Raw genomic sequence first — 20,975 nt, forward strand, 5'->3', positions numbered from 1 at the left:
CTAGACCCTCTTCACCAAATTCTTGATAGGCATTGATCCAGCGCTTCACTTGTGATGGAGCCTTAATGGAATACTTCTTTGCCAGATAATCACTTCCGCCTTTACCATCCAAATAATCATGAACGATGTTTAATTTAAGTTCAAAAGTATATTTAACCATAAAAAATACCGACCTCCAAAAGTTAGATTTTTTGGTCTAACTTTTGGGGGTCGGTACATTGTCACAGTCCCTTTTTTCGTATAAACGGTGTTCTCCTGCCAACTTCTCGGTCACAAGTAACAATATTCATCAAACATGAAAAGCTGTTTTTTGAAATTGCTCCTTGTGACTCAGAGTTAAACGGCAGGCTCACAACCTCTTCCTTAAACGGTGTTCAAAAGCTTGCATCTACGGCACTAAGCCCAATCAGATGAAAAATATGGAGTGCTATTTTTATCTGATTGTTCTTACTGCTTGATGCAGAGCAGCTTTTTCACAACCTCTTCCTTAAACGGTGTTCAAAATATTATTCGCCTTTTGCTTCTTTCACTAATTTTGCGAATGCTTGTTGTTGGAATTCAGCAGCTAAGGCTTTCGTACGTTGTTCTTGCTCTGCTTTGCTCATTTGCGGATTTTCAGTCATTGCTTTTACCATACCGTCTTGAACATAAGCTTTTGCTTCACTTTCCATCGTACTTTGCTGTTTCTTCACTAATTCAGCTAACTTGGCTGCTTGGTCCGTACTTAATTCTACCCATGTCTCTGGGATTTTGAATGTATTCACTCGGCTGTCATATTCGTGATTGTTATCAGCAATATTGAACCAGAATTTATACATGTCGTTTTTGTATTCCCAATAAGTAGTTTTCGTCACTTTTTCAGCATCGCCGTCTGTCTTTTCTACTTTATTTATTTCGTTATCCGTACCAGTTGCTTTTGGTTTTTCTTGTTTTTCATTTGTTCGGTAAAGATACACTTTTTCTTTTCCATTCCCTAAAGCTTTATACAAAAGCATATCTGCTCCTTGGGAATCAGCACTGGAAACAATTTTTTCTGTTTTTGTTTCCGTTACTTTTTCCATTCCAAAGTGATTGGACAAATTAGCGACGATCAAACTTAGTGAAGCGACGAAGATTAGTCCGAAAATCAAAGATAAAAAGGTTTGCCATGTTTTTTTAGCGAACACGTTCGTTAAAGCAAAAGCAAGCAAGCTGACAATCAAAACTCCAATAATCATGCATTATCCCCCGCTTTCGTTAGAACAGGTTCTTTTTTCTTCAATAAAAAGGCAATAATAAAGCCAAGGATCCCAAAGATGATCGCTACGATAAACGCGGCATGGTAACCTGACAGTGTGGCATTGATTGCCTGATCTTTATAAGCTAATGGCGTATTATCCAATACAGATTTGCTTGGGATATTTGCTTTTGTCACATTCGTCAACACACTGATCAAAATAGCTGTACCAATCGAGCTTGCGATTTGACGGAATGTATTATTTACCGCTGTCCCGTGACTGATCAAGTTATTTGGCAATGCATTCATACCAGAAGTCGTTACCGGCATCATGACCATGGAGATCCCAAACATACGGATCGCATAAAGGATCACGATATATAAAACTGGAGTCGTTTTTGTCAAGAAAGCAAATGGTGCAGTTGCCGCTGTCAAAATGAACATCCCTGTGATGGCTAAACGTTTCGCGCCATATTTATCGAAAATCGCACCCGTAACAGGCATCATAGCCCCCATGATCAATGCACCCGGCAACAACATCAAGCCAGAATGGAATGCTGATTCTCCACGAATATTTTGAATATACAATGGTACGACCATTTCTGCCCCTACCATCGCCATATTTGTTACACCAGCTAAAACAGCTGCAATCGTGAATGTAGATGATTTGAATACGCGAAGTTCCAAGAATGGATGTTCCAAATGTAATTGACGCCATGAGAACAATGCGATGAAAATCACACCAACAACTAAGAAACCAATTACTTTCAAGCTTCCCCAGCCGTCATCTCCTACACTAGAAAATCCGTAAAGCAAACTACCGAATCCAATCGTTGATAAAATAGCGGATAAAATATCAATGCTAGGATTTGACAATGGAATAACGCTCTTCATTAGGAAGAATGCTAAAACCAAGACAAGAACAACGATTGGCAGTACCATACCAAACAAGTCACGCCAATGGTAGTTATCAATGATATAACCAGATAATGTAGGGCCTAAAGCAGGAGCAAGTCCAATAACGATCCCTGACATCCCCATTGCTGATCCTCTTTTTTCTGGTGGGAAAATAGATAGCATGATATTTTGCAATAATGGCATCGATACTCCCACACCGCAAGCTTGGATCAAGCGACCAATTAGTAATGTACTAAAATTAGGTGCTGTAAAGCAAGTAATCGTTCCGATCAAAAAGATCGTCATGGCAGAAAGATATAAATTTCTTGAACTGAATTTATTGATCAGCCATGCTGTTATTGGGATCATGATCCCGTTGACTAGCAAGAAACCAGTCGTTAACCATTGCACATCAGACGCTGAAATATCGAAAGCTTTCATCAATGTAGGAAAAGCTGTCGTCAATAAGGTCTGATTCAAAACGGTACAAAATGTACCAATTAATAAGACAACAACTAAAAGTGTCCGATTATATGGTTTTCCGTAAATATCTACGGGTTGGTTGTTACTCATATTTCTCCTTCTTTCTGAATTTTTTCTGAAACTACTAGAATACTTTAGTCCTAAATTCGTTATTTGTCAACCTACTTGACACATAAGTTAATACGGATATAATTAAGGGAAGCAAGAGGACAAAAGGAGTGACAAAAATGGTTGGGGCTTCCCTTAAACGTTTGTTGGAAAATGATCAATTGGTTGTTGGCATCAGTGAATTAAGTGATATCGTAGGTGTGTCTCCACGTCAATTAAGGTATTGGGAACAAAAGGGATTCATTCGTTCGATCGAAGCTGATGCGAATTGCCCTAGAAAATATCGTTTACCTACAGTCATAAAAGTAGAACTGATCAAAAAATATTTAGATGACGGATTTACTTTGTCAAAAGCTGCAGAAAAGGCAGAAATCCGTCAAAAGAAAATGCACCATGTCCGTAAAGTTTTTTCAAAAGCAATCAAAGATATCGAATTGATCGACGAACGCTATACGATTTTACAAATCGGTAACTTCAAAGAAGAGAATGCTAAGATGTACATCATTCATGACAACGAGACAGACGAATTAACTTACAAGCTCCTTCCTGTCGATGAAAAAGCTGACTACGAACAGCTGTTAAAAGAACTCTAAACGCCACTAATCTCCTAAGTACCAAGCTTTTTAATAAGTAGATGCTACATAAATACTTGAAAAAGGCCTGTTTGAACATAAGAATATCCGAACGGTGATCTGCGTTTCTTTCATATAGAAAGGAATTCTCCATCACTATTCGGATATTTTTTTATTTTTTTCGGTTACTTTCTTCTAATACATCTGTTAGCCAATTTGCATATTCTGTTTCTCGATTGATCGCATGCGCTAAAATCAGGTAGTGTCCGTAATTTTCATGTTTTTCTTTTTCAGTAGGAAAGATCGTTTTTTTTCGCTCTAATAGATGAAGTCGTTTTTCTTCATGAAGGTCACGCTGCTGCTGAATAATTTCTACTAATGCCGGATCATTCACGTCTTTGACGAAATATAATTTCAGAACAAATTCGTCTCGATTAACCGGTAGTTCATTGGTGGGTGTATGAATCCACTCTGCTAATTGTTCCTTCCCTTCTTCTGTTAATTCATAAACTTTCTTTTCCAATTTTTCACCTGTGATCTCTACTTGATGCTGAATGATTCCTTGCTCTTCCATTTTTGCAAGTTCAGGATAAATCTGACTATGTTTTGCTTGCCAAAATTCTCCTATTTCATTTTTGAACGATTGATTCAATTCATATCCTGTCATCTTCTTCTTACTTAATAACCCTAACAAAATATATCGAAGTGTATTTTTTCTTGCCATCAGTTTTCCCTCCTTGACAAATCTTTAAATCCATTCTATCATAAATGAGTAATCTAAAACATGTAGTTTATTACATGTTTTAATTTATAAGGAGATGCTTAAACATGAAAGAATTTAAAGAATTGGAAGATTTTATTGGAACTCACTTTATCTATACGTATGACAATGGTTGGGAATATGAATGGTATGCCAAAAATGACCATACTGTTGATTACCGTATCCATGGCGGAATGGTCAAAGGCCGTTGGGTAAAAGACCAAGAAGCTGATATCGTTAAATTGACGGACGGCGTATTCAAAATCACTTGGACAGAGCCAACAGGGACAGACGTGGCATTGGACTTTATGCCAAATGAAAAGAAACTTCACGGAATGATCTTTTTCCCTAAATGGGTTGAAGAACATCCAGAAATCACTGTTACTTTCCAAAACGAACATATCGCAGAAATGGAAGCAGCTCGTGAAAAATATGAAACTTATCCAAAATTACTTGTTCCTGAATTTGCTACTATCACTTATATGGGTGATGCAGGTATAGACAATGAAGATGTTATTAGCGAAGAACCATATGATGGAATGCCAGATGATATCCGTAGCGGAAAATATTTCGATGAAAATTATAAACGAGTAAAATAAGGTTGTGAAATCAGCGTTTTGACCTGAGTATTAGAGAAAGAAACGGAAAAATAGTTCCTCATATTTTGCCGTTTTTTGAGCTAATACCGAGGGTCAGCTGATTGAACACCGTTTATCAAGAGGTTGTGAAATCAGCGTTCTGACCTGAGTATTAGAGAAAGAAACGGAAAAATAGTTCCTCATGTTTTGCCGTTTTTTGAGCTAATACCGAGGGTCAGCTGATTGAACACCGTTTATCGAGAGGTTGCGACAGAAGTGGTTAGCTTCAAGAAATAAGAAGGAATTTACGAAAATTGCTTCTCAAATTTTTGTGAAATTTCGGCTTATTTTTCGAAGAAGCTACTTCTGGAACACCGTTTATCAAAGGTCGTAACAACTGCATATTCACACAGTTAAATTAGTGACTTCAAAATGAAATAATGCTCCCAGCAAAAAATTAGGCTGGGAGCATTATTTCGTTATTCTGTTCATCAAAAATCAGCGTTTTGATTCCATTTCATCACAAGTTCCTCCTCATTTACTGCTTCATCTTTTTGCTGTGTTTGAATTGTAAAACCTTGTGAAAGATAGAAATGAATAGCTGATTGATTTTTTTGATAGACTTTCAAAGTCAGTGTTTTATTGGTTTCTTTTATTTTTTTCATTAGTTGCGTACCGATTCTTTGTTGCCGGTATTCCCTTTTTACAAAGATTCCTGCGATAAACTGATCAATCACCCCAGCAAAACCAATAATTTCTTGATCTATTTCTGCTAAGTAAATCACTGCATCTGGTAAAGCTTTCTTAACAGATTCTACTTGATTCTCCCAATAAGTTGATGGAATGAATTCATGAGAATCCAAGTTAGCATGCAGCCAAATCGATAGAACAGATTCCAGTTCTTTGGCAGACAATTTTGTTGCTGTGCGGATCATTTTTTTCTCTCCTTACTTATTCATTGATTTTAAAATAAAAACCATTTTTTTGAAGCTCTTTTACAAGTTTTCGTCCCTCAAAAAAGTATATCTTCTCTTGTTTTACTTTTCTAATACCAAAAGAAACAGCAACTTTAGGATCATCAGCTGAAACGATTCGATAAGTCCCACCAGGCAATTGATCCAGCTTGACTTTCCCATGATGGTCGCTTTGTACTGAAAACGGCACACCATTTCTAGTAAGTGTTTTTTTCTTATGTTTCAAAATGAATGAACTACCATTTACCGGTTTCCCTGACGAATCACTAATAATAAATGAAAAATCAAGCACTTTTTTACTTAATCTATACTGATAGATTAGTCGTCCGATAAACACTAACAGTATGACTACAGCTATTATCGTTCCTGCAAGAATAAACCATTGCCGCATGGTTCTTTCCTGATTTCCTTTTCCTTCTTCTTTTTTTACCGATTCGTTATAAGGAATCCGATGTCCTGTCACTAGCAAACGATGCGTGTTGATCATATACGGCGTACATGTAAGCAAGGTAACTAAGTCTTTTCCTTCTGCAATCGTTAGAACAGACGTGTCATCTGGCAGTACCACTTGTATATTTTTAACTTGATAAGCCAATTTCTCCCCCAAAACAGTCAAAATAAACGTGTCTCCGTTTTCTAAACGATCTAATTCGGTAAATAACCGTCGATTAGGTAAACCGCTGTGAGCAGAGATCACTGAATGCGTCGAATTTCCACCAAGCGGGAAAGAGGTTCCTTGCAAGACGCCTGCTCCATTTTCAAGGATCCTACCATTGAGCCGATCATAAAGTGAAATATTTAATTGGATCTTAGGTATATTGATACTTCCGATCAGCCATTCCTCTAATTGGCTGGATGTTGTACTTTCATTTCTGTTCTTTTCATTGAAAGGATCAGTACCAGGATTGAATCCTTGGTCAGTTAATCGTTGGTTTTTCTCCTCCATTTTTTTTCGCTGCACTTCAATTTCAGCTGCGGTCCGTTTTTGTACTTGTTCGATACGTTTTTGATCAATAAAACTATTTAAAGAATCCACATAAAATGGATATAAAGCGATTAGTAACCCTACGACGATACATATTAATAAAAACAAACGAAACAAAAGTCGACGAGACTGTTTTTGCTTACTCTGCTTCACATGTGTCCTCCCTTGCAAGTTTTTTTGTTCTTTCTTTTATTATATGGGTTCAGGAAAAAAATAGAAAATGAAAGCCGATGAGGTTGTGAAAAAGCTGTCCTGCATCAAGTAATAAGAACAGCCAAACAAAAATAGCTCCTCCTATTTTTCGTTTGGTTGGGCTTATTACTGCAGATGCAAGCTTTTGAACACCGTTTAAGGAAGAGGTTGTGAAAACTGCGTTATGCTTTGAGTAATAAGAGCGCTAGTCGGAAAATAGCTTTTCATATTTTCTAGGCTAGTGAGCTTATTACCGAGAAGCAGCTGATTGAACACCATTTACCGAGAGGTTGTGAAAACTGCGTTATGCTTTGAGTAATAAGAGCGCTAGTCAGAAAATAGCTTCTCATATTTTCTAGGCTAGTGAGCTTATTACCGAGAAGTAGCTGATTGAACACCGTTTACCGAGAGGTTGTGAAAACTGCGTTATGCTTTGAGTAATAAGAGCGCTAGTCGGAAAATAGCTTTTCATATTTTCTAGGCTAGTGAGCTTATTACCGAGAAGCAGCTGATTGAACACCGTTTACCGAGAGGTCATGAAAAAGCTACTTTGTTTCGATTATTAAGAAAAATTCTGTTTCAAAACAAGGAGATGCAACAAAACTTATGTCGCATCCTCTCTCCTTAGAACTTTCACTTATATTTTTCTTGTAAAATTCATAAATATTTTCATGAATTTTCTAATTTCTTGCCTACCTCTCGCATAGGATATATGATGAATTTATCTAAAGTTTGTAAAGGAGTTCGACAATTGAAAAAATATGGCCCATTTTTAGCAATTTTTTTCATTGCTTTGGCATTTCTCATGCCTCATTTATTCACACATAAACTAATTTTGGGTGCTGATGCCCCATTCCATTACAATCGGTTCTATGATGCCGCGCAACAAATTAAATATGGGGATTTCCATTATTTTCCTTCCCTTTATGGATTCCAGCAAAGTGGCAGGATCGTGAATGCCGTTTACGGCCCATTTTTCGCTTATTTACAAGGATTGATCGTGTTGCTTGCAGGTAGCTGGTTTCATTATCAGATTCTTTCAAATTTTATTCTTTATCTTATTTCAGGATTTTCTATGCTGATTTTACTGAGATATGTCAATGTTCGAAATTGGGTAAGTGTACCAGTAGCCATTTTATTCATGAGTACCTATTCTATTCAATACTGGTCTATCAACCAAGGATTCACTAGCTGGGGAACTTGTTTTTATCCTTTATGTATGATCCCTATTGCTGATTTCGTACTTCATAAAAAGTTCCCTGTTATCAAAGTCGCTGTCTCAGTGGGACTTATGACGCAGATCCATTTGCTGTCTTCGATCATGTTAGCTTTGATGTATATCCCTTTTTATCTTTATTACTTTTTTAACCAGACTGAAAAAGGAAAAGCACTGCTTCAACTGATTAAGTCGGTCTTGCTTTATTTTGTTCTGACAGCAAATATTTGGGCAGGATTAGCTATTGTTTACAGTGGGAATAAGATTCTTCCTCCCTTTGTTAACAGAGAAATGAGTCAAAAGGCGATAGATCTTGATGGCAGTTATTGGCTCCATTACCCTAAGGCCTTTCCTATATTGATATTATCAGGTTTTTTGCTTTTTATTTTCTTTCAACAAAAGAACACCTTATTCCAAAAAATCGTGTTGTACACAAGTCTTGTTTTCTTTTTTCTTTCTACTAGCTTGATTCCATGGACGACATTGATCGAAAAAAATGTGCCTTTTATTAGTTTGATCCAGTTTCCATTTCGATTTTTCGTGCCATTTACGCTATTGCTTCTACTTTACCTTGCCCTTTCACTGAACCAGTGGTCTGAACAAAAGTGGTTCCGTCTTTTAAGTATATTTGGCATTCTTATTTTTTCAGCACAGACGATCCAGAACTTATACCAGCATCTGGAAAAGTGGGAAAATGAAACATTTGTCAGTCGACATACTTATCTATTCGATACACCGGAAGAAGCAAGGAAAACATTCTTCAGCAAAGATATGTCTACCAGCTTGTTCGTTTTCCAAAAAACCACACCTGACTATCTGCCAATCTATAAGGAGACAAAAGACAATAAATACGACCGGTATAACGAAGAAATACTAGAAAACGAAACAACTTTTATAAAAACACATCCAGGCGGTCTTTTGACAATCAAGTGGAAAAACACTGGAGACAAAACTGTTCATATCCCTGTTATCGTCTACGATCGGACTGTGCTACAGCAAAATGGAAAAACATTGACTGATTATGAAGTAACAGATATCGGGACCCCAATCGTGAAGCAGCAAAAAGGAATCAACGAGCTCACGCTTCATTATCAAACGCCAATCTATTTCTATTTCATTCTTTCTCTTACTTTGATTGGCTGGTTTACCTTGCTATGTTTATTTATTTATCATAGATACAAGCATTTACATGCTTAGGCAAAAGGGATAAATACATCCGATCAAAAAAACTCTCCAAACGGTATAATCGTTTGGAGAGTTTTATTTTAATCAGTTTTTTTATGTTATATGTTTTATTCGTTCACATCTAATTCGATTTCCACCCCGTAGTGATCACTGATGATTGGACTATCGATCCCATCAAAAATCCGTTGATATTTTTTAACCTGCATTCCTTCAGGGACGAAAATAAAATCTATACGCAATTTTTCTGTATTTTGTTCCCAACCATCGATTTTCTTTTCCACAGTAGCTGCTTTTCCTTTTTCATTCGCGACAACATACGAATCTTGAAGAAGAAGGCAACTTTCTCTTACAGTATAATAACCTTGAGAGTCTACTGGATTATTGAAATCACCTAGGAAAAAAAGTGGTACGCGAGTTTCCAAAAAGTAATTTTCCAAGTTTTTCCACTCAAAATAAAAGCCACTTTTTTTATCTGTCCACCAAGAAAAGTGGCAGCTCGAGACAAAAATGTCCTGGTCATCTATCTTTGTTTTCCCAATCAAGATCTTGCGTGTCTGATAATCTTCTTTCTTTTGAGATTGGGAGACGGTAAGGACCTGACTTTCCAATGTTTTTTTCGCAAGCAGTGCATTTCCTTCTTCATATTTATCATAACCGATGTGGCTCATTTCCCAACTCCAAAAATACTCTTTTCCGTGTTCCTTTAAAAGCTGAACTAAACGGTAGGCAAAATTATCTTTACGGATAGGTACTTGATTCTTTACCGGACAGAACTTCATTAGCTTCGCAGGTTCTACTTCTTCAGATTCCAGTAATTGGTTGATTTCTTGTAAAGCAATCACTTCATAATCTTCTAACAGGATCTTATCTGCTAATTCTTGCAATTTTTTCTCTGGTTCTGGCTCAAGCCAGCTATGCGTGTTGAGTGTCATGAATTTCATTGGTTTTCTCCTTGTCTTCATTTCGAAACAAAAGGGTTGTGACAAAATTTTTGTCACAACCTCTCCTTACATTTTAATGGAGCCGATCACTTTACCAGCTGTCACTGTACCTAATTGCTTGATCACTACTTCTTCTACTTTATCGTTTGTAAATACAATCATGATCGTTGGATCTTTTTCTTCGTTTTGGATCACATCAAGATCCATCTCAGCTAATTTCGTTCCTGTTCCTATTTCTTGGCCTTCTTTGACAGCAATCTCAAAAGCTGGCTGATTCATTTGAACTGTATCGATTCCCATATGGATCAAAACTTCGATACCATCTTTCGTTTCCAGCCCAATTGCATGTTTGCTTGGGAAAATACTTGTCACTTTTCCAGCGATCGGCGCAACAACTTCTCTTGATGATGGAATAACAGCAAAGCCGTCACCCATCATTTTTTGTGAGAATACCGGATCTTTTACTTCAGATAAAGGAATCACTTCTCCAGAAGCTGCGGAAACTAGTTCTTGTTCTATACCTAAGTATTGCTTACTATCTGCTTGTCTATTTCCTGTAGAAACCATTTCTGGCTCTGGAATCTCTGCTCCTGATTGCAGCAGATCTTCGATATCTGATTTCAAGACATCTGCTTTTGGTCCATAAACTGCTTGAACTCCATTGTCTTTGACGATCAATCCCATCGCCCCTGCTCGTTTCCAGGCTTCTTCAGTCCCTACTTTTTCTCGATCATTTACACTTACGCGTAACCGAGTCATACAAGCATCGACATCTTTGATATTTTCTTTTCCTCCCAGCAAATGAATGATCTGGACCACTTGCTGATCTGCTGTTCCTGTTCCGCTGTTAGATACAACGGTTTCTTCACTGTCATTGTCGTAATTTCCGTTACGTCCCGGTGTAGCAAAGTTGAATTTTTTGATCAAGAAATTTGCTAAGAAATACGTAACAACACCAAAAGCGATCACACACAACACGAAGTTGATAAGATCTCCACCTAAACCCGCTTTGATAGCTAACGGTGTCCGAGTCAGCAATTCGATATTCCCAAATGAATGGACCCGCAATGGCAAGATATCTGCCATCGCAAATGCAGCCCCTTGGATCACTGAATAAATGACATATAATGGCACAGCAGCAAACATAAACATGAACTCCAATGGTTCTGTTACACCTGTTAGAAAGACAGCCAACGCTGCTGAAAAATACATTGATTTATATCTTGCTTTCTTATCAGGATCGACATTACGATACATCGCAAAAGCCATTCCCATCAAGATGCCTGAAGAACCAATCATTTGTCCTACTTTGAAACGAGCCGGCGTCCAGTTATGCAACACAAACTCATATTGCGACATATCCCCTGCACCTTTAAGATTCACTAAATCAGTGGCCCAAGCTAACCATAACGGATCTTGCCCAAATACTTGTGTCCCCGCCTGTGCGCCTGATAAAATCTCATATGATCCGCCAAGCTGTGTATAGTTGATAGGAATCGTCAGCATATGATGCAATCCAAATGGCAATAGTAAACGTTCTAATGTTCCAAATAAAAACGGTGCTAGAATCGGTGCACTTTCTTGTGATTCTGCGATCCATAAACCAAAATTATTGATTCCAGCCTGTACGTTTGGCCACACCACAGCAAGAATCAATGCCACGATTGTTGACCATAAGATAACAACAAACGGAACAAAGCGCTTTCCATTGAAAAATGACAAAGCATCCGGCAATTTTCTATAATTATAGTACTTATTATAAGCCATTGCCCCGACAAATCCAGCGATGATCCCTACGAATACTCCCATATTCAAAGCTGGTGCTTCCAATACACTTGTAAAAAATCCTTTAACCATGATCTTCGTACCGAACAAAGTGTGGGTAAATGCATCTTCATTCGCAAGCATGTCACTTGTGACACCAAAGATAGCCCCAGTGATCCGATTGATCAAAATAAATGAGATCCCAGCTGCAAATGCTCCGCCTGCTCTTTCTTTTGCCCAACTTCCTCCTATTGCTAAAGCAAATAAAATATGAAGATTACCAATAATTGCCCAACCAATATTTTCAATTACTCCGCCCGTTGTGACAAGCGGCGTCCAATCAGGATTGATCAAGGGAATTGATTTCCCTATACTGATCATCAACCCAGCTGCCGGCATAACTGCTACCACAACCATTAAAGCCTTTCCAAATTTTTGCCAAAACTCAAAACTAAATATCTTTTTCATTCCGTTTAGCTCCTTTACGCAATCGGTTTCGTTAAACGTATTATAGCGTGCGTTTTCTTTTTTGTAAATGCTTTATTTTTTATTTTTCTGTCTATACCATTCTAGAAAACCTATAATGCGTGTGTTCCCTTCTATAATTTTCTCCTAAAAATTTATTTTTTTATGCTTTTTTCTATGAAATATTTTCTTTTGTCTATTGACTTGTGCAATCGGTTGCGTTTATTATGAACGTATAAAACAGCTCATTAGGAGGAGAAAAATGAAACAGATCAAACGACTATTTGCTATTGATCCATGGAAAATCAGCACGACACAATTAGATAAAAAAAATCTTCGACTGCAAGAATCTTTAACAAGTATTGGAAACGGTTATATGGGGATGCGCGGGAACTTTGAAGAAACTTACTCAGGGGACCACCATCAAGGTACTTATTTGGCGGGTGTCTGGTATCCCGATAAGACACGTGTCGGCTGGTGGAAAAATGGTTATCCAGAATACTTTGGAAAAGTGATCAACGCCTTGAACTTTATCGCGATAGATATTTCGATCAACGATCAGCTGATCGACTTGGCTTCTTTGGAACCAGAAGGCTTTTACTGGGAATTAGATATGAAAAATGGTGTATTATCTCGTACATTCACAATCACTACTTCTACTAATAAAGTACGCATTTCCTTCGAACGTTTTCTGAGCATTGTCAAAAAAGAATCAGCTTATATCTATTTAACTATAGAAATGCTTGAAGGTAGCGGAACAGTCAAACTCGTATCAAAATTGGATGGAAATGTTCAAAACGAAGACAGCAACTATGATGAACATTTTTGGAATGAGATTGATCGTGGAACTATAGAAGAAATCGGCTATTTGACGACTAAAACTATTCCAAACAACTTTGGGATTGAACAATTTACTGTTACTGCAGCAATGCGCCATTTCGTTAATGGAAAATCAGTCATCCCTGACTATCACGAAGATACTTTAGCATTACATGGTTGCTTGTCTGCAGAATTATCTCAAGGTGAGACATGGTCAGTGGAAAAAGAAATTATCGTTCTTACTAGTAGAGATATTCCAGAAGCGCAGCAAGCAGAAAAAGCTGTCTCAGAATTAACGAACCAGACAAACAATTATATCCAAGCAAAAGAAGAGCAAACAGCGGCTTGGGCAGAACGATGGAAGCTTGCCGATGTGGTCATCGAAGGAGACGAAGAAGCACAACAAGGTATTCGATTCAATTTGTTCCAACTATTCTCTACTTACTACGGCGAAGATGAACGATTGAATATCGGCCCCAAAGGATTCACAGGAGAAAAATACGGCGGAGCCACTTACTGGGATACAGAAGCGTATGCTGTCCCTCTTTATCTTGCTTTAGCCAAACCTGAAGTAACTAAGAATCTGCTGAAATATCGGCATAATCAACTGCCGCAAGCAATCCACAACGCTCAGCAACAAGGATTAAAAGGCGCGCTTTATCCTATGGTCACCTTCACTGGTGTCGAATGCCATAACGAGTGGGAAATCACATTCGAGGAGATTCACCGAAATGGCGCGATTGCCTATGCAATCTACAATTATACGAATTACACCGGCGATACGGAATATTTGAAAAATGAAGGACTGGAAGTTTTAGCAGAAATCGCACGCTTCTGGGCAGACCGTGTCCATTTTTCAAAACGAGCAAATAAATACATGATCCACGGTGTGACCGGCCCAAACGAATATGAGAACAATATCAATAACAATTGGTATACAAATACGATCGCAGCTTGGGTCTTGCGTTACACGCGAGAAAATTATTTAACTTATCAAAAAGACGCTACTATCACTATCAGCGAAGAAGAACTAGCCAAATGGAAAGATATCGCAGAGAACATGTACTTCCCAGTTGACGAAGAATTAGGAATTTTTGTCCAGCATGACACATTCTTAGATAAAGATCTCATGCCTGTATCCGATATTCACACAAGCGATCTTCCTCTGAATCAGCATTGGTCTTGGGACAAAATCCTTAGATCTTGCTTCATTAAGCAGGCAGATGTACTACAGGGGATTTATTTCTTCAATGATACTTTTACAAAAGAAGAAAAACAAAAAAACTTTGATTTCTATGAACCAATGACTGTCCATGAGTCTTCCCTTTCGCCAAGTATCCATTCGATTTTAGCAGCAGAATTAGGAATGGAAAGCAAAGCTGTAGAAATGTACCAGCGAACAGCTCGCTTGGATTTGGATAATTACAATAACGACACAGAAGACGGCTTGCACATCACTTCCATGACTGGTAGCTGGTTGTCGATCGTCCAAGGGTTTGCTCAAATGAAAACTGCCCATGATCAGTTGAGATTCGCACCATTTCTGCCAAAAACTTGGAAAGCTTATTCTTTCCATATCAATTATCGCGGACGTTTATTGTTCATCTCAGTCACAGATGAACAAGTTACTTTCGAGTTATTAGAAGGTTCTCCTCTAGAAATTTACGTCTATGAACAGTCTTATTCTTTAGCGGATCGTCTAGAAATAACGCTAAGAAAGGAGGAAGCAAATGTTTAAAGGGGTATTGTTTGATTTAGATGGTGTCATTACCGATACTGCTGAATTCCATTATCGTGCTTGGCGAAAGCTTGGTCAGGAAATCGGCATTACGATCGACCGCACATTCAACGAACAGCTAAAAGGCGTCAGCCGAGAAGACTCTCTCTCTTTGCTTTTAGCTTACGGAGGAAAAGAACACTCTTTTTCAAAGGAAGAATTTGCAGAATTAGCGAAAAGAAAAAACGATTATTATTTAGAGATGATCCAGACGATCGAACCAAAAGATGTCTTCCCCGGGGTCGTGCCTTTACTGGATTCTTTAAAAGAAGAAAAAATCAAGATTGCTCTTGCTTCTGCAAGTAAAAATGGGCCTTTCCTACTTGAAAAAATGGGTCTTACACCTTACTTTGATGCTATTGCCGACCCGGCAGAAGCAACAAACGGAAAACCTGCGCCAGATATCTTCCTCCTTGCAGCAAAAGCTGTCGGACTAAAAGCAGAAGAATGTATCGGGATCGAAGACGCGCAAGCCGGTATCCAAGCCATCCTCTCAAGTGGTGCTCAACCAATTGGCGTGGGACGTGCTGAAGACCTTGGAGAGGAGATCCCGCTTGTCCCTGATACGACTTTTCTTACGATCGATTACTTGAAAGAAAAGTGGCATGACCATGGATAATCCAGAAATCTCCGTCGTACCAGTTCCAGAGACTGAAATAAAGAAAATCACATTGAAGAACGACTATTTAGAAGTCGTTCTTCTCAATTACGGTGCCCGTCTGCACCAAATCTTCGCACCAGACAAAGAAGGAAAATCAGAAAATGTTTTATTGTCTTGCGATCGTTTCGAAGATGTTCTAACAGACAAAAGCTTTTTTGGAGCAACTATCGGACCTGTAGCTGGAAGGATCCGGGATGCTTCTTGGGGTGAGCATAGATTGGAGAAAAACTGCGGATCACACCATATCCACGGTGGCACGAAAGGCTGGTCTTTCCAATTTTGGGAAGTAGAAGTTTTCAAAACTCCATCATCAATAGGTGTGGTCTTTTACTTAAAAGATGAATTTTCTACCTATCCAGGACCAATCACTGCTACGATCACTTACCGTTTAACAAAAAACGAATTAGAGATGACAACCTCTGCTAGTAGCCTTGTTGAAACCATCTGCAATCCGACCAACCATGCCTACTTCAACCTTTCAGGAAATGGAACAAGAGACATCTATGAACATCAGTTAACGGTCTTTTTAGATGGTGTGCTTGAATTAGATCAAGAAAAACTGCCTACTGGAAATTGGACAAAAAAAGAAGAACTGCCAATCGACTTTAGAAAATCCCCAACACTGCAAGAGATCCTTACACGTTATCCAGATGGACTAGATGATGTATTTCTTTTGCATCATCCTAGGCTTTCCAAAACTTCCTTACAATTATTCGAGAAGCATTCTGGTCGCCAAATGACTATAGCAACTTCTAATAAAAGTATGGTATTATTTTCTACGACTGGATTCGAAGCTGATTTCTCTGTCAATGGAAAACAGATGCATTCAAACTACGGATTAGCAATCGAACCGCAAGAAATCCCTGATATCGTTCATTTTCCCAACTTTGGATCGATCAACCTCCATCCTGGTCAAGAACGGATCAGTCAGACGATTTATCGGTTCTCTGCACAATAACAAGAGAAAGGTGTTTTTATCATGGCTATTACCGTAAAAGATGTGGCGAAAAAAGCCGGTGTTGCCACCTCGACCGTCTCTCGTGTCATCAACGATCATCCTAGTATTTCCGAGACAACAAAGAAGAAAGTCCGAAAAATTATGGATGAACTAGGTTATGTTCCTAACATGACTGCCCGCAATCTAGGAAAACGCATTTCCAGTGCCATCGGCGTAATCTTACCCCCTCTTGATTCAAAAGAGCGGATCGGTAACCCATTTTATCTTGAAATCATGGAAGCAATCAACGAAGAAGCGCGGAATTATGATATGACTACAGCAATCGCTACTGCTAAAAATTTTGATTTGCTGTTAGAGAACGTCCAGCGTATGCATTTACAAAAACAAGTAGATGGTTTTATTCTAGTGTATTCAGATAGTCAAGATCCTGTCATTGATTATTTATACCAAAACCACATCCCTTTCACTTTGATCGGACAGCCTTATCATCATGAGAACGAAATCGTTTATGTAGATAACGATAACCAGCTTCTAGGTAAACAAGCAACAGAATTTTTGATCCAAAATGGACATAAGAATATCCTGTTTGTGACAAACACGACTCATGAAAGTTTGTATTTCGAACGATATTTCGGTTATCAAAAAGCAATGATGATGGCTGGTCTTCCTGCGTTATCCAGTGTAGTACTAGAGCATCCGGAAGATTATCTGTCCTTTGAGAAAACGTTGAAAGAAAACGAAGCCACAGCATTGGTGGTCATTGACGATATCTTCGCCCTTCGCACGATGCAGTTGGCGCAAATGTACGGCTATGTCATTCCAGAGACACTTTCCGTCATTAGCTTCAACAACTCGATCTTCTCAACATTAACACACCCTTACCTTACAAGTATCGATATCGATATCTCCGAATTAGGACGTGTCGCTATGCAAAAGCTGCGCGAATTGATCCATGAAGAATTGAGCAGTGGCGTACGTTTGGTCATCCCTCATCGCTTGATCAAAAGAGAGACAGTCGTTCCTTTAGAAAACCCATACTAAATAGTTGACTCACTAAATACGCTGACCATTTATCCTATGGTCAGCTTTTTATGTAAAAGAAGATACTACTTTTAACATATTGTTTATCTGTAAAAAAGAGCGTGGGACAAAAGTAAAGAACACTTTTGTCTCACGCTCTAAACACGTATAAACGGCGGAAGCAGAAGCAACTCCAAGAAATAAGCTGAAATTCACAAAAATTTAAAAAGCAATTTTCGTGAATTTCTTCTTATTTCTTGGAGTTAAACGCTTCTGTCCTAGCCTCTTTTTTCCTTCCTTCAATTTTTTACACGTCGACGATTCAATAAAAAACCGCCTAATATTGTAAAGACAGGTGCAAGAATCGAGAAAAAGGCAAAAGGCAAGTAATGCAACGCGCTAACTTTCATCGTTCCCATAATGAATGTGCCGCTGACTCCCCACGGTACGAGAGAATTGACGGTCGCACCTGAATCCGCTAGCGTTCGTGTCAAATAGGTTTTTGATAAGCCAACGTCATCAAAAGAACGCTTGAATGTTTCTCCTGGAAGAATGATGGACAGATACTGTTCTCCAACGATCAGATTGATTCCGATACAGCTCAAGGCAGTAAACCCGACTAAACGAGAAGGTCGGTCCATCTTTTCTTTTAATTCTTGAACGATGGTATCAACGATCAGATATTTGATCAGTAACCCACCTAATGCCAATGCAAGTAAAATCAAACTAGCAGAACCTAACATACTCATGATTCCGCCTCGAGAAAGCAGTTCATCTAGCTTTGGATCAGGTGTATTTGCGACATAACCATTCATCAAGATGTCTGCTGCTTTTCCGATCGTCAAACTTTTCTCATGGATAAAAGAAAGAACGAGAGCCGCTGTCGATCCCGCTAGTAATGTAGGGATAGCTGGAATTTTTTTGATTGCCCCTCCAAATAAAATAACTAGTGGAATCAATGTCCAAGGAGAGATCCAAAAGCTCGCTTTCATGTTTTGGATCATTTCATTGATACTAGCTAGATCGGCTGAATGACTGTTATGTCCTAATATCGTATAAAAAATCAACGAAAGGACGAATGCTGGGAAATCCGTATAACGCATACCAGCGATATGTTCGAATAGATTGACTCCTCCAATACCCGCTGCCAAGTTGGTCGTATCTGATAAAGGCGAGCAGTTATTCCCTAAAAAGGCACCGGAAACGACTGCGCCTGTAGTCATTGCATCATTGAATCCAAGTAAATGACCGATCCCCAAAAAAGCAATCCCAATCGTCGAAATCGTTGTAAATGAACTGCCGACGGTCACTCCGACAATTGCACAAACAAGAAATGCTGTCGGTAAAAAGAAACGCACAGAAACAAGTTTAAATCCATAAACCATAATCGTAGGGATGGTTCCAGATAAAATCCATGAAGCAACTAAGACACCAATCAAAAGAAAAATCAGGATCGGAATGATCCCTGGAGTAATTCCTTTGATGATTCCGTCATGGATCTCATCCCATGTGAACTTTTTAAATCTGCCATAAAACAACAAACACATGAAAGCTGCAAGGATCGGGATATGTGGCGAGAGCTGGAATCCGATGATCAGTACTCCTAGGAGTGCCAACAACACGATCAATACAGCGATACTTTCTTTTAAAGAAATATTTTTATTCATCGTCGATCTCCTATTTCAAATGAAAAGGCCCTGCCATGAAAAAACTATTCACTTGGCAGGACCTCCTACTAAATCAGCGACAAAACGTCGGCTGAAAGACTTATTTTTTTATTTTTCTTCTAAACTTTTTTCTACCTCAATCCCCCAAGAATCTTTCTTGAAGTGATTGATGATCAATGGAATAACGAACATGACCACTGTGATAGCTGCTACTAATAATGCATCACTCAATGTCGCTGTACCTAATGTAGCAAATACAACAACGATGATAGAGAAGATCAGCATGCAGCTGACTACCCAAGCTAATCCGTTTCCGTTTTTACCAATTCGGTAAGGACGTTCGAATTCTGGATGTTTCTTACGCATTTTAAGCAATGAAACAGCAATCAAAATGTACACGATACAATAAATAACAGTTGTAGCATTTGTAAGTGTCAAGAATACAGCACTTACGTCATCCATTACACCATAAAGCAAAGCAAATAATGAAATAACGATTGATTGTGTTAGAACGACATTTCTAGATACGCCGTATTTGTTTTCTTTATGGAATCCGAATTTTGGTGGAAGGAATCCTTCACGAGCTACTTGGATGATTGTTTTTGATGGTCCAGTAACCCAAGCTGATAATTGTAAAAGCACACCAATAAATACCATGAAGCTGAAGATATTTCCGATCACTTCTGGTAAGCCTAGGATTTGACAGTCAATCAAGATTGGCTGCGTGATATTTGCTAATTCCATTTTTCCATCTGGTACGACATTGGCAACAAGCATCGCATTGATGACATTCAATAAAACTAATCCGATCAAAGCGATAAATACGCCTTTTGTATAATTTTTTGTTGCGTCTTTCAAACGAGGCATGTAAACAGAACTCATTTCGATCCCAACAAAAATAAATGTGATACCAGCTAAGTATTTCAATGAATCAATATGTTCCAAGTCAGGGAAAGCTTTTGACCATGAAAAGTCACCTAGATAGCCGTTTGAGACTAATCCGACTTTGAAGGCTGCCAAAACACCTAAAACGAACATAATGACTACTGGGATATATACCCCTAGCCATACACCGATGTTCCCGCCGACTTTTGCCATATCGAATTTCAAGTTCAAGATCGTGATGATCCAGTAGATAACTAAAATACAACCTAAAACGAACCAGTGATTATTGCCAAGTTCTACATTACCAAATGTGTTTCCTAACAATGGTCCTAAAGTAGAAGCGACCATTACCATACCTGGGAACATTTGCACCCATAATAGCCATGCAACGACAAATCCCCATTTGCTGCCCAGTGCTGTCTTTACCCATAACTGAGGACCGCCTTCTTGAGGAAGCATCGTTGAAAGCTCACCGGAAACCATTGATATCGGACCGGCAAAAAACAAAACTGCAAAAATTGAATAAAAAATCAATGTCCAACCGACTGCGGCTAACGTAGGAATACTCCGAACCGTTGCACACAGTGCCATTGTCAGACCGATAAAGGTCCCAAGACCCATTTTACTTACTTCAGATTTACTCACCGTTGACACTCTCCTTGATTTTTTGGATAAAATAACGGTGTCTTTGAAGTAGTTTCAGCAATAAACGAAACAATTCAGCGAATATTTGAGGGGATTCTTTGAGTCTATTGCTTGAAGGGTTTCTTCAAAGACAACCTCAAAACAAAGGGATCGAAGAGCTTAGGTCTCCCCTTGCTCTTCAGATCCAAACATGCGTCAGAAACAGTT

Annotated in this window: 17 protein-coding genes; 7 read left to right on the plus strand and 10 right to left on the minus strand. The window is 38.6% G+C overall.

Features of this window, described 5'->3' with window-relative positions:
- From OS138_RS07990 to OS138_RS08000, 3 genes are all read right to left on the minus strand, one after another.
- A partial coding sequence (locus tag OS138_RS07990) for a helix-turn-helix domain-containing protein (protein ID WP_148077450.1) occupies positions 1 to 160 on the minus strand: 160 nt, incomplete at its 3' end.
- Between the two features lie 346 nt (positions 161 to 506).
- Complete coding sequence (locus OS138_RS07995; RefSeq protein ID WP_325069963.1) at positions 507 to 1,217, minus strand: DUF4811 domain-containing protein; 711 nt, start codon at positions 1,215 to 1,217, stop codon at positions 507 to 509.
- On the minus strand, positions 1,214 to 2,686 hold the full coding sequence (locus OS138_RS08000; protein WP_002293204.1) for an MDR family MFS transporter: 1,473 nt from the start codon (positions 2,684 to 2,686) through the stop codon (positions 1,214 to 1,216). Before OS138_RS08000 ends, OS138_RS07995 begins: the two co-directional genes overlap by 4 nt.
- Before the next feature lie 137 nt (positions 2,687 to 2,823).
- On the opposite strand from OS138_RS08000, the gene OS138_RS08005 reads away from it, so the two are divergent.
- Positions 2,824 to 3,297: a MerR family transcriptional regulator gene (locus OS138_RS08005; protein WP_002286344.1), complete on the plus strand. Its 474-nt coding sequence runs from the start codon at positions 2,824 to 2,826 to the stop codon at positions 3,295 to 3,297.
- A gap of 151 nt (positions 3,298 to 3,448) precedes the next feature.
- Here the strand turns inward: OS138_RS08005 and OS138_RS08010 are convergent, their stop codons facing one another.
- Entirely contained in the window at positions 3,449 to 4,000 is a 552-nt protein-coding gene (locus tag OS138_RS08010; protein WP_002286354.1) for a PadR family transcriptional regulator, read from the minus strand.
- Positions 4,001 to 4,104: 104 nt separating this feature from the next.
- Here OS138_RS08010 and OS138_RS08015 point away from each other — a divergent pair, with 104 nt between their 5' ends.
- Positions 4,105 to 4,635, plus strand: a complete 531-nt coding sequence (locus OS138_RS08015) for a phenolic acid decarboxylase (protein ID WP_002286355.1) — start codon at positions 4,105 to 4,107, stop codon at positions 4,633 to 4,635.
- Positions 4,636 to 5,105: 470 nt separating this feature from the next.
- Here the strand turns inward: OS138_RS08015 and OS138_RS08020 are convergent, their stop codons facing one another.
- A complete protein-coding gene (locus tag OS138_RS08020) occupies positions 5,106 to 5,549 on the minus strand; it encodes a GNAT family N-acetyltransferase (RefSeq protein ID WP_325069964.1) in 444 nt (147 codons plus the stop codon).
- Between the two features lie 16 nt (positions 5,550 to 5,565).
- Positions 5,566 to 6,726 (minus strand): class C sortase, encoded by a 1,161-nt coding sequence (locus OS138_RS08025; protein ID WP_325069965.1) that lies wholly within the window; start codon positions 6,724 to 6,726, stop codon positions 5,566 to 5,568.
- A 751-nt stretch (positions 6,727 to 7,477) separates the two neighbouring features.
- Between OS138_RS08025 and OS138_RS08030 the strand changes: the two genes are divergently transcribed.
- Positions 7,478 to 9,178, plus strand: a complete 1,701-nt coding sequence (locus OS138_RS08030) for a hypothetical protein (protein ID WP_325069966.1) — start codon at positions 7,478 to 7,480, stop codon at positions 9,176 to 9,178.
- A 95-nt stretch (positions 9,179 to 9,273) separates the two neighbouring features.
- On the opposite strand, the gene OS138_RS08035 is transcribed toward OS138_RS08030, so the two are convergent.
- Together OS138_RS08035 and OS138_RS08040 are read right to left on the minus strand one after the other, a co-directional pair.
- Complete coding sequence (locus tag OS138_RS08035; protein ID WP_002319551.1) at positions 9,274 to 10,107, minus strand: endonuclease/exonuclease/phosphatase family protein; 834 nt, start codon at positions 10,105 to 10,107, stop codon at positions 9,274 to 9,276.
- 66 nt (positions 10,108 to 10,173) lie between these two features.
- The gene (locus tag OS138_RS08040; protein ID WP_325069968.1) at positions 10,174 to 12,339 is read right to left on the minus strand and encodes a PTS transporter subunit IIBC; all 2,166 of its coding nucleotides are present in this window, start codon (positions 12,337 to 12,339) and stop codon (positions 10,174 to 10,176) included.
- 259 nt (positions 12,340 to 12,598) lie between these two features.
- Here OS138_RS08040 and OS138_RS08045 point away from each other — a divergent pair, with 259 nt between their 5' ends.
- Genes OS138_RS08045 through OS138_RS08060 form a run of 4 tightly spaced genes read left to right on the plus strand, consistent with a single transcriptional unit; the run spans position 12,599 to position 17,592 of the window.
- Positions 12,599 to 14,893: a glycoside hydrolase family 65 protein gene (locus OS138_RS08045; RefSeq protein ID WP_325069969.1), complete on the plus strand. Its 2,295-nt coding sequence runs from the start codon at positions 12,599 to 12,601 to the stop codon at positions 14,891 to 14,893.
- Entirely contained in the window at positions 14,886 to 15,551 is a 666-nt protein-coding gene (pgmB, locus tag OS138_RS08050; protein ID WP_002307916.1) for a beta-phosphoglucomutase, read from the plus strand. Before OS138_RS08045 ends, pgmB begins: the two co-directional genes overlap by 8 nt.
- Positions 15,544 to 16,551, plus strand: coding sequence for an aldose epimerase family protein (locus tag OS138_RS08055; RefSeq protein WP_325069970.1), 1,008 nt, complete (start codon positions 15,544 to 15,546; stop codon positions 16,549 to 16,551). Before pgmB ends, OS138_RS08055 begins: the two co-directional genes overlap by 8 nt.
- A gap of 21 nt (positions 16,552 to 16,572) precedes the next feature.
- On the plus strand, positions 16,573 to 17,592 hold the full coding sequence (locus OS138_RS08060) for a LacI family DNA-binding transcriptional regulator (RefSeq protein WP_002328286.1): 1,020 nt from the start codon (positions 16,573 to 16,575) through the stop codon (positions 17,590 to 17,592).
- 278 nt (positions 17,593 to 17,870) lie between these two features.
- On the opposite strand, the gene nhaC is transcribed toward OS138_RS08060, so the two are convergent.
- Both nhaC and tyrP read right to left on the minus strand, forming a co-directional pair.
- Positions 17,871 to 19,238 carry a Na+/H+ antiporter NhaC gene (nhaC, locus tag OS138_RS08065; RefSeq protein WP_325069971.1) on the minus strand — a complete coding sequence of 456 codons (1,368 nt, stop codon included), beginning with the start codon at positions 19,236 to 19,238 and terminating at the stop codon, positions 17,871 to 17,873.
- Between the two features lie 108 nt (positions 19,239 to 19,346).
- Positions 19,347 to 20,744, minus strand: a complete 1,398-nt coding sequence (tyrP, locus tag OS138_RS08070) for a tyrosine-tyramine antiporter (RefSeq protein ID WP_002316652.1) — start codon at positions 20,742 to 20,744, stop codon at positions 19,347 to 19,349.
- Between the last annotated feature and the right edge of the window lie 231 nt (positions 20,745 to 20,975).

It is taken from the genome of Enterococcus sp. E5-37, assembly GCF_035726925.1.
Classification (GTDB): Bacteria; Bacillota; Bacilli; order Lactobacillales; family Enterococcaceae; genus Enterococcus_B; species Enterococcus_B faecium.

Excerpts from the sequence above, each read along its gene's own strand:
- OS138_RS08040 (WP_325069968.1), bottom strand. The coding sequence starts at position 12,339 with ATGAAAAAGATATTTAGTTTTGAGTTTTGGCAAAAATTTGGAAAGGCT.
- OS138_RS08010 (WP_002286354.1), bottom strand. The coding sequence starts at position 4,000 with ATGGCAAGAAAAAATACACTTCGATATATTTTGTTAGGGTTATTAAGT.
- OS138_RS08030 (WP_325069966.1), top strand. The coding sequence starts at position 7,478 with ATGATGAATTTATCTAAAGTTTGTAAAGGAGTTCGACAATTGAAAAAA.
- OS138_RS08015 (WP_002286355.1), top strand. The coding sequence starts at position 4,105 with ATGAAAGAATTTAAAGAATTGGAAGATTTTATTGGAACTCACTTTATC.
- tyrP (WP_002316652.1), bottom strand. The coding sequence starts at position 20,744 with ATGGGTCTTGGGACCTTTATCGGTCTGACAATGGCACTGTGTGCAACG.
- pgmB (WP_002307916.1), top strand. The coding sequence starts at position 14,886 with ATGTTTAAAGGGGTATTGTTTGATTTAGATGGTGTCATTACCGATACT.
- nhaC (WP_325069971.1), bottom strand. The coding sequence starts at position 19,238 with ATGAATAAAAATATTTCTTTAAAAGAAAGTATCGCTGTATTGATCGTG.
- OS138_RS08035 (WP_002319551.1), bottom strand. The coding sequence starts at position 10,107 with ATGAAATTCATGACACTCAACACGCATAGCTGGCTTGAGCCAGAACCA.
- OS138_RS08005 (WP_002286344.1), top strand. The coding sequence starts at position 2,824 with ATGGTTGGGGCTTCCCTTAAACGTTTGTTGGAAAATGATCAATTGGTT.
- OS138_RS08060 (WP_002328286.1), top strand. The coding sequence starts at position 16,573 with ATGGCTATTACCGTAAAAGATGTGGCGAAAAAAGCCGGTGTTGCCACC.
- OS138_RS08045 (WP_325069969.1), top strand. The coding sequence starts at position 12,599 with ATGAAACAGATCAAACGACTATTTGCTATTGATCCATGGAAAATCAGC.
- OS138_RS08000 (WP_002293204.1), bottom strand. The coding sequence starts at position 2,686 with ATGAGTAACAACCAACCCGTAGATATTTACGGAAAACCATATAATCGG.
- OS138_RS08055 (WP_325069970.1), top strand. The coding sequence starts at position 15,544 with ATGGATAATCCAGAAATCTCCGTCGTACCAGTTCCAGAGACTGAAATA.
- OS138_RS08020 (WP_325069964.1), bottom strand. The coding sequence starts at position 5,549 with ATGATCCGCACAGCAACAAAATTGTCTGCCAAAGAACTGGAATCTGTT.
- OS138_RS07995 (WP_325069963.1), bottom strand. The coding sequence starts at position 1,217 with ATGATTATTGGAGTTTTGATTGTCAGCTTGCTTGCTTTTGCTTTAACG.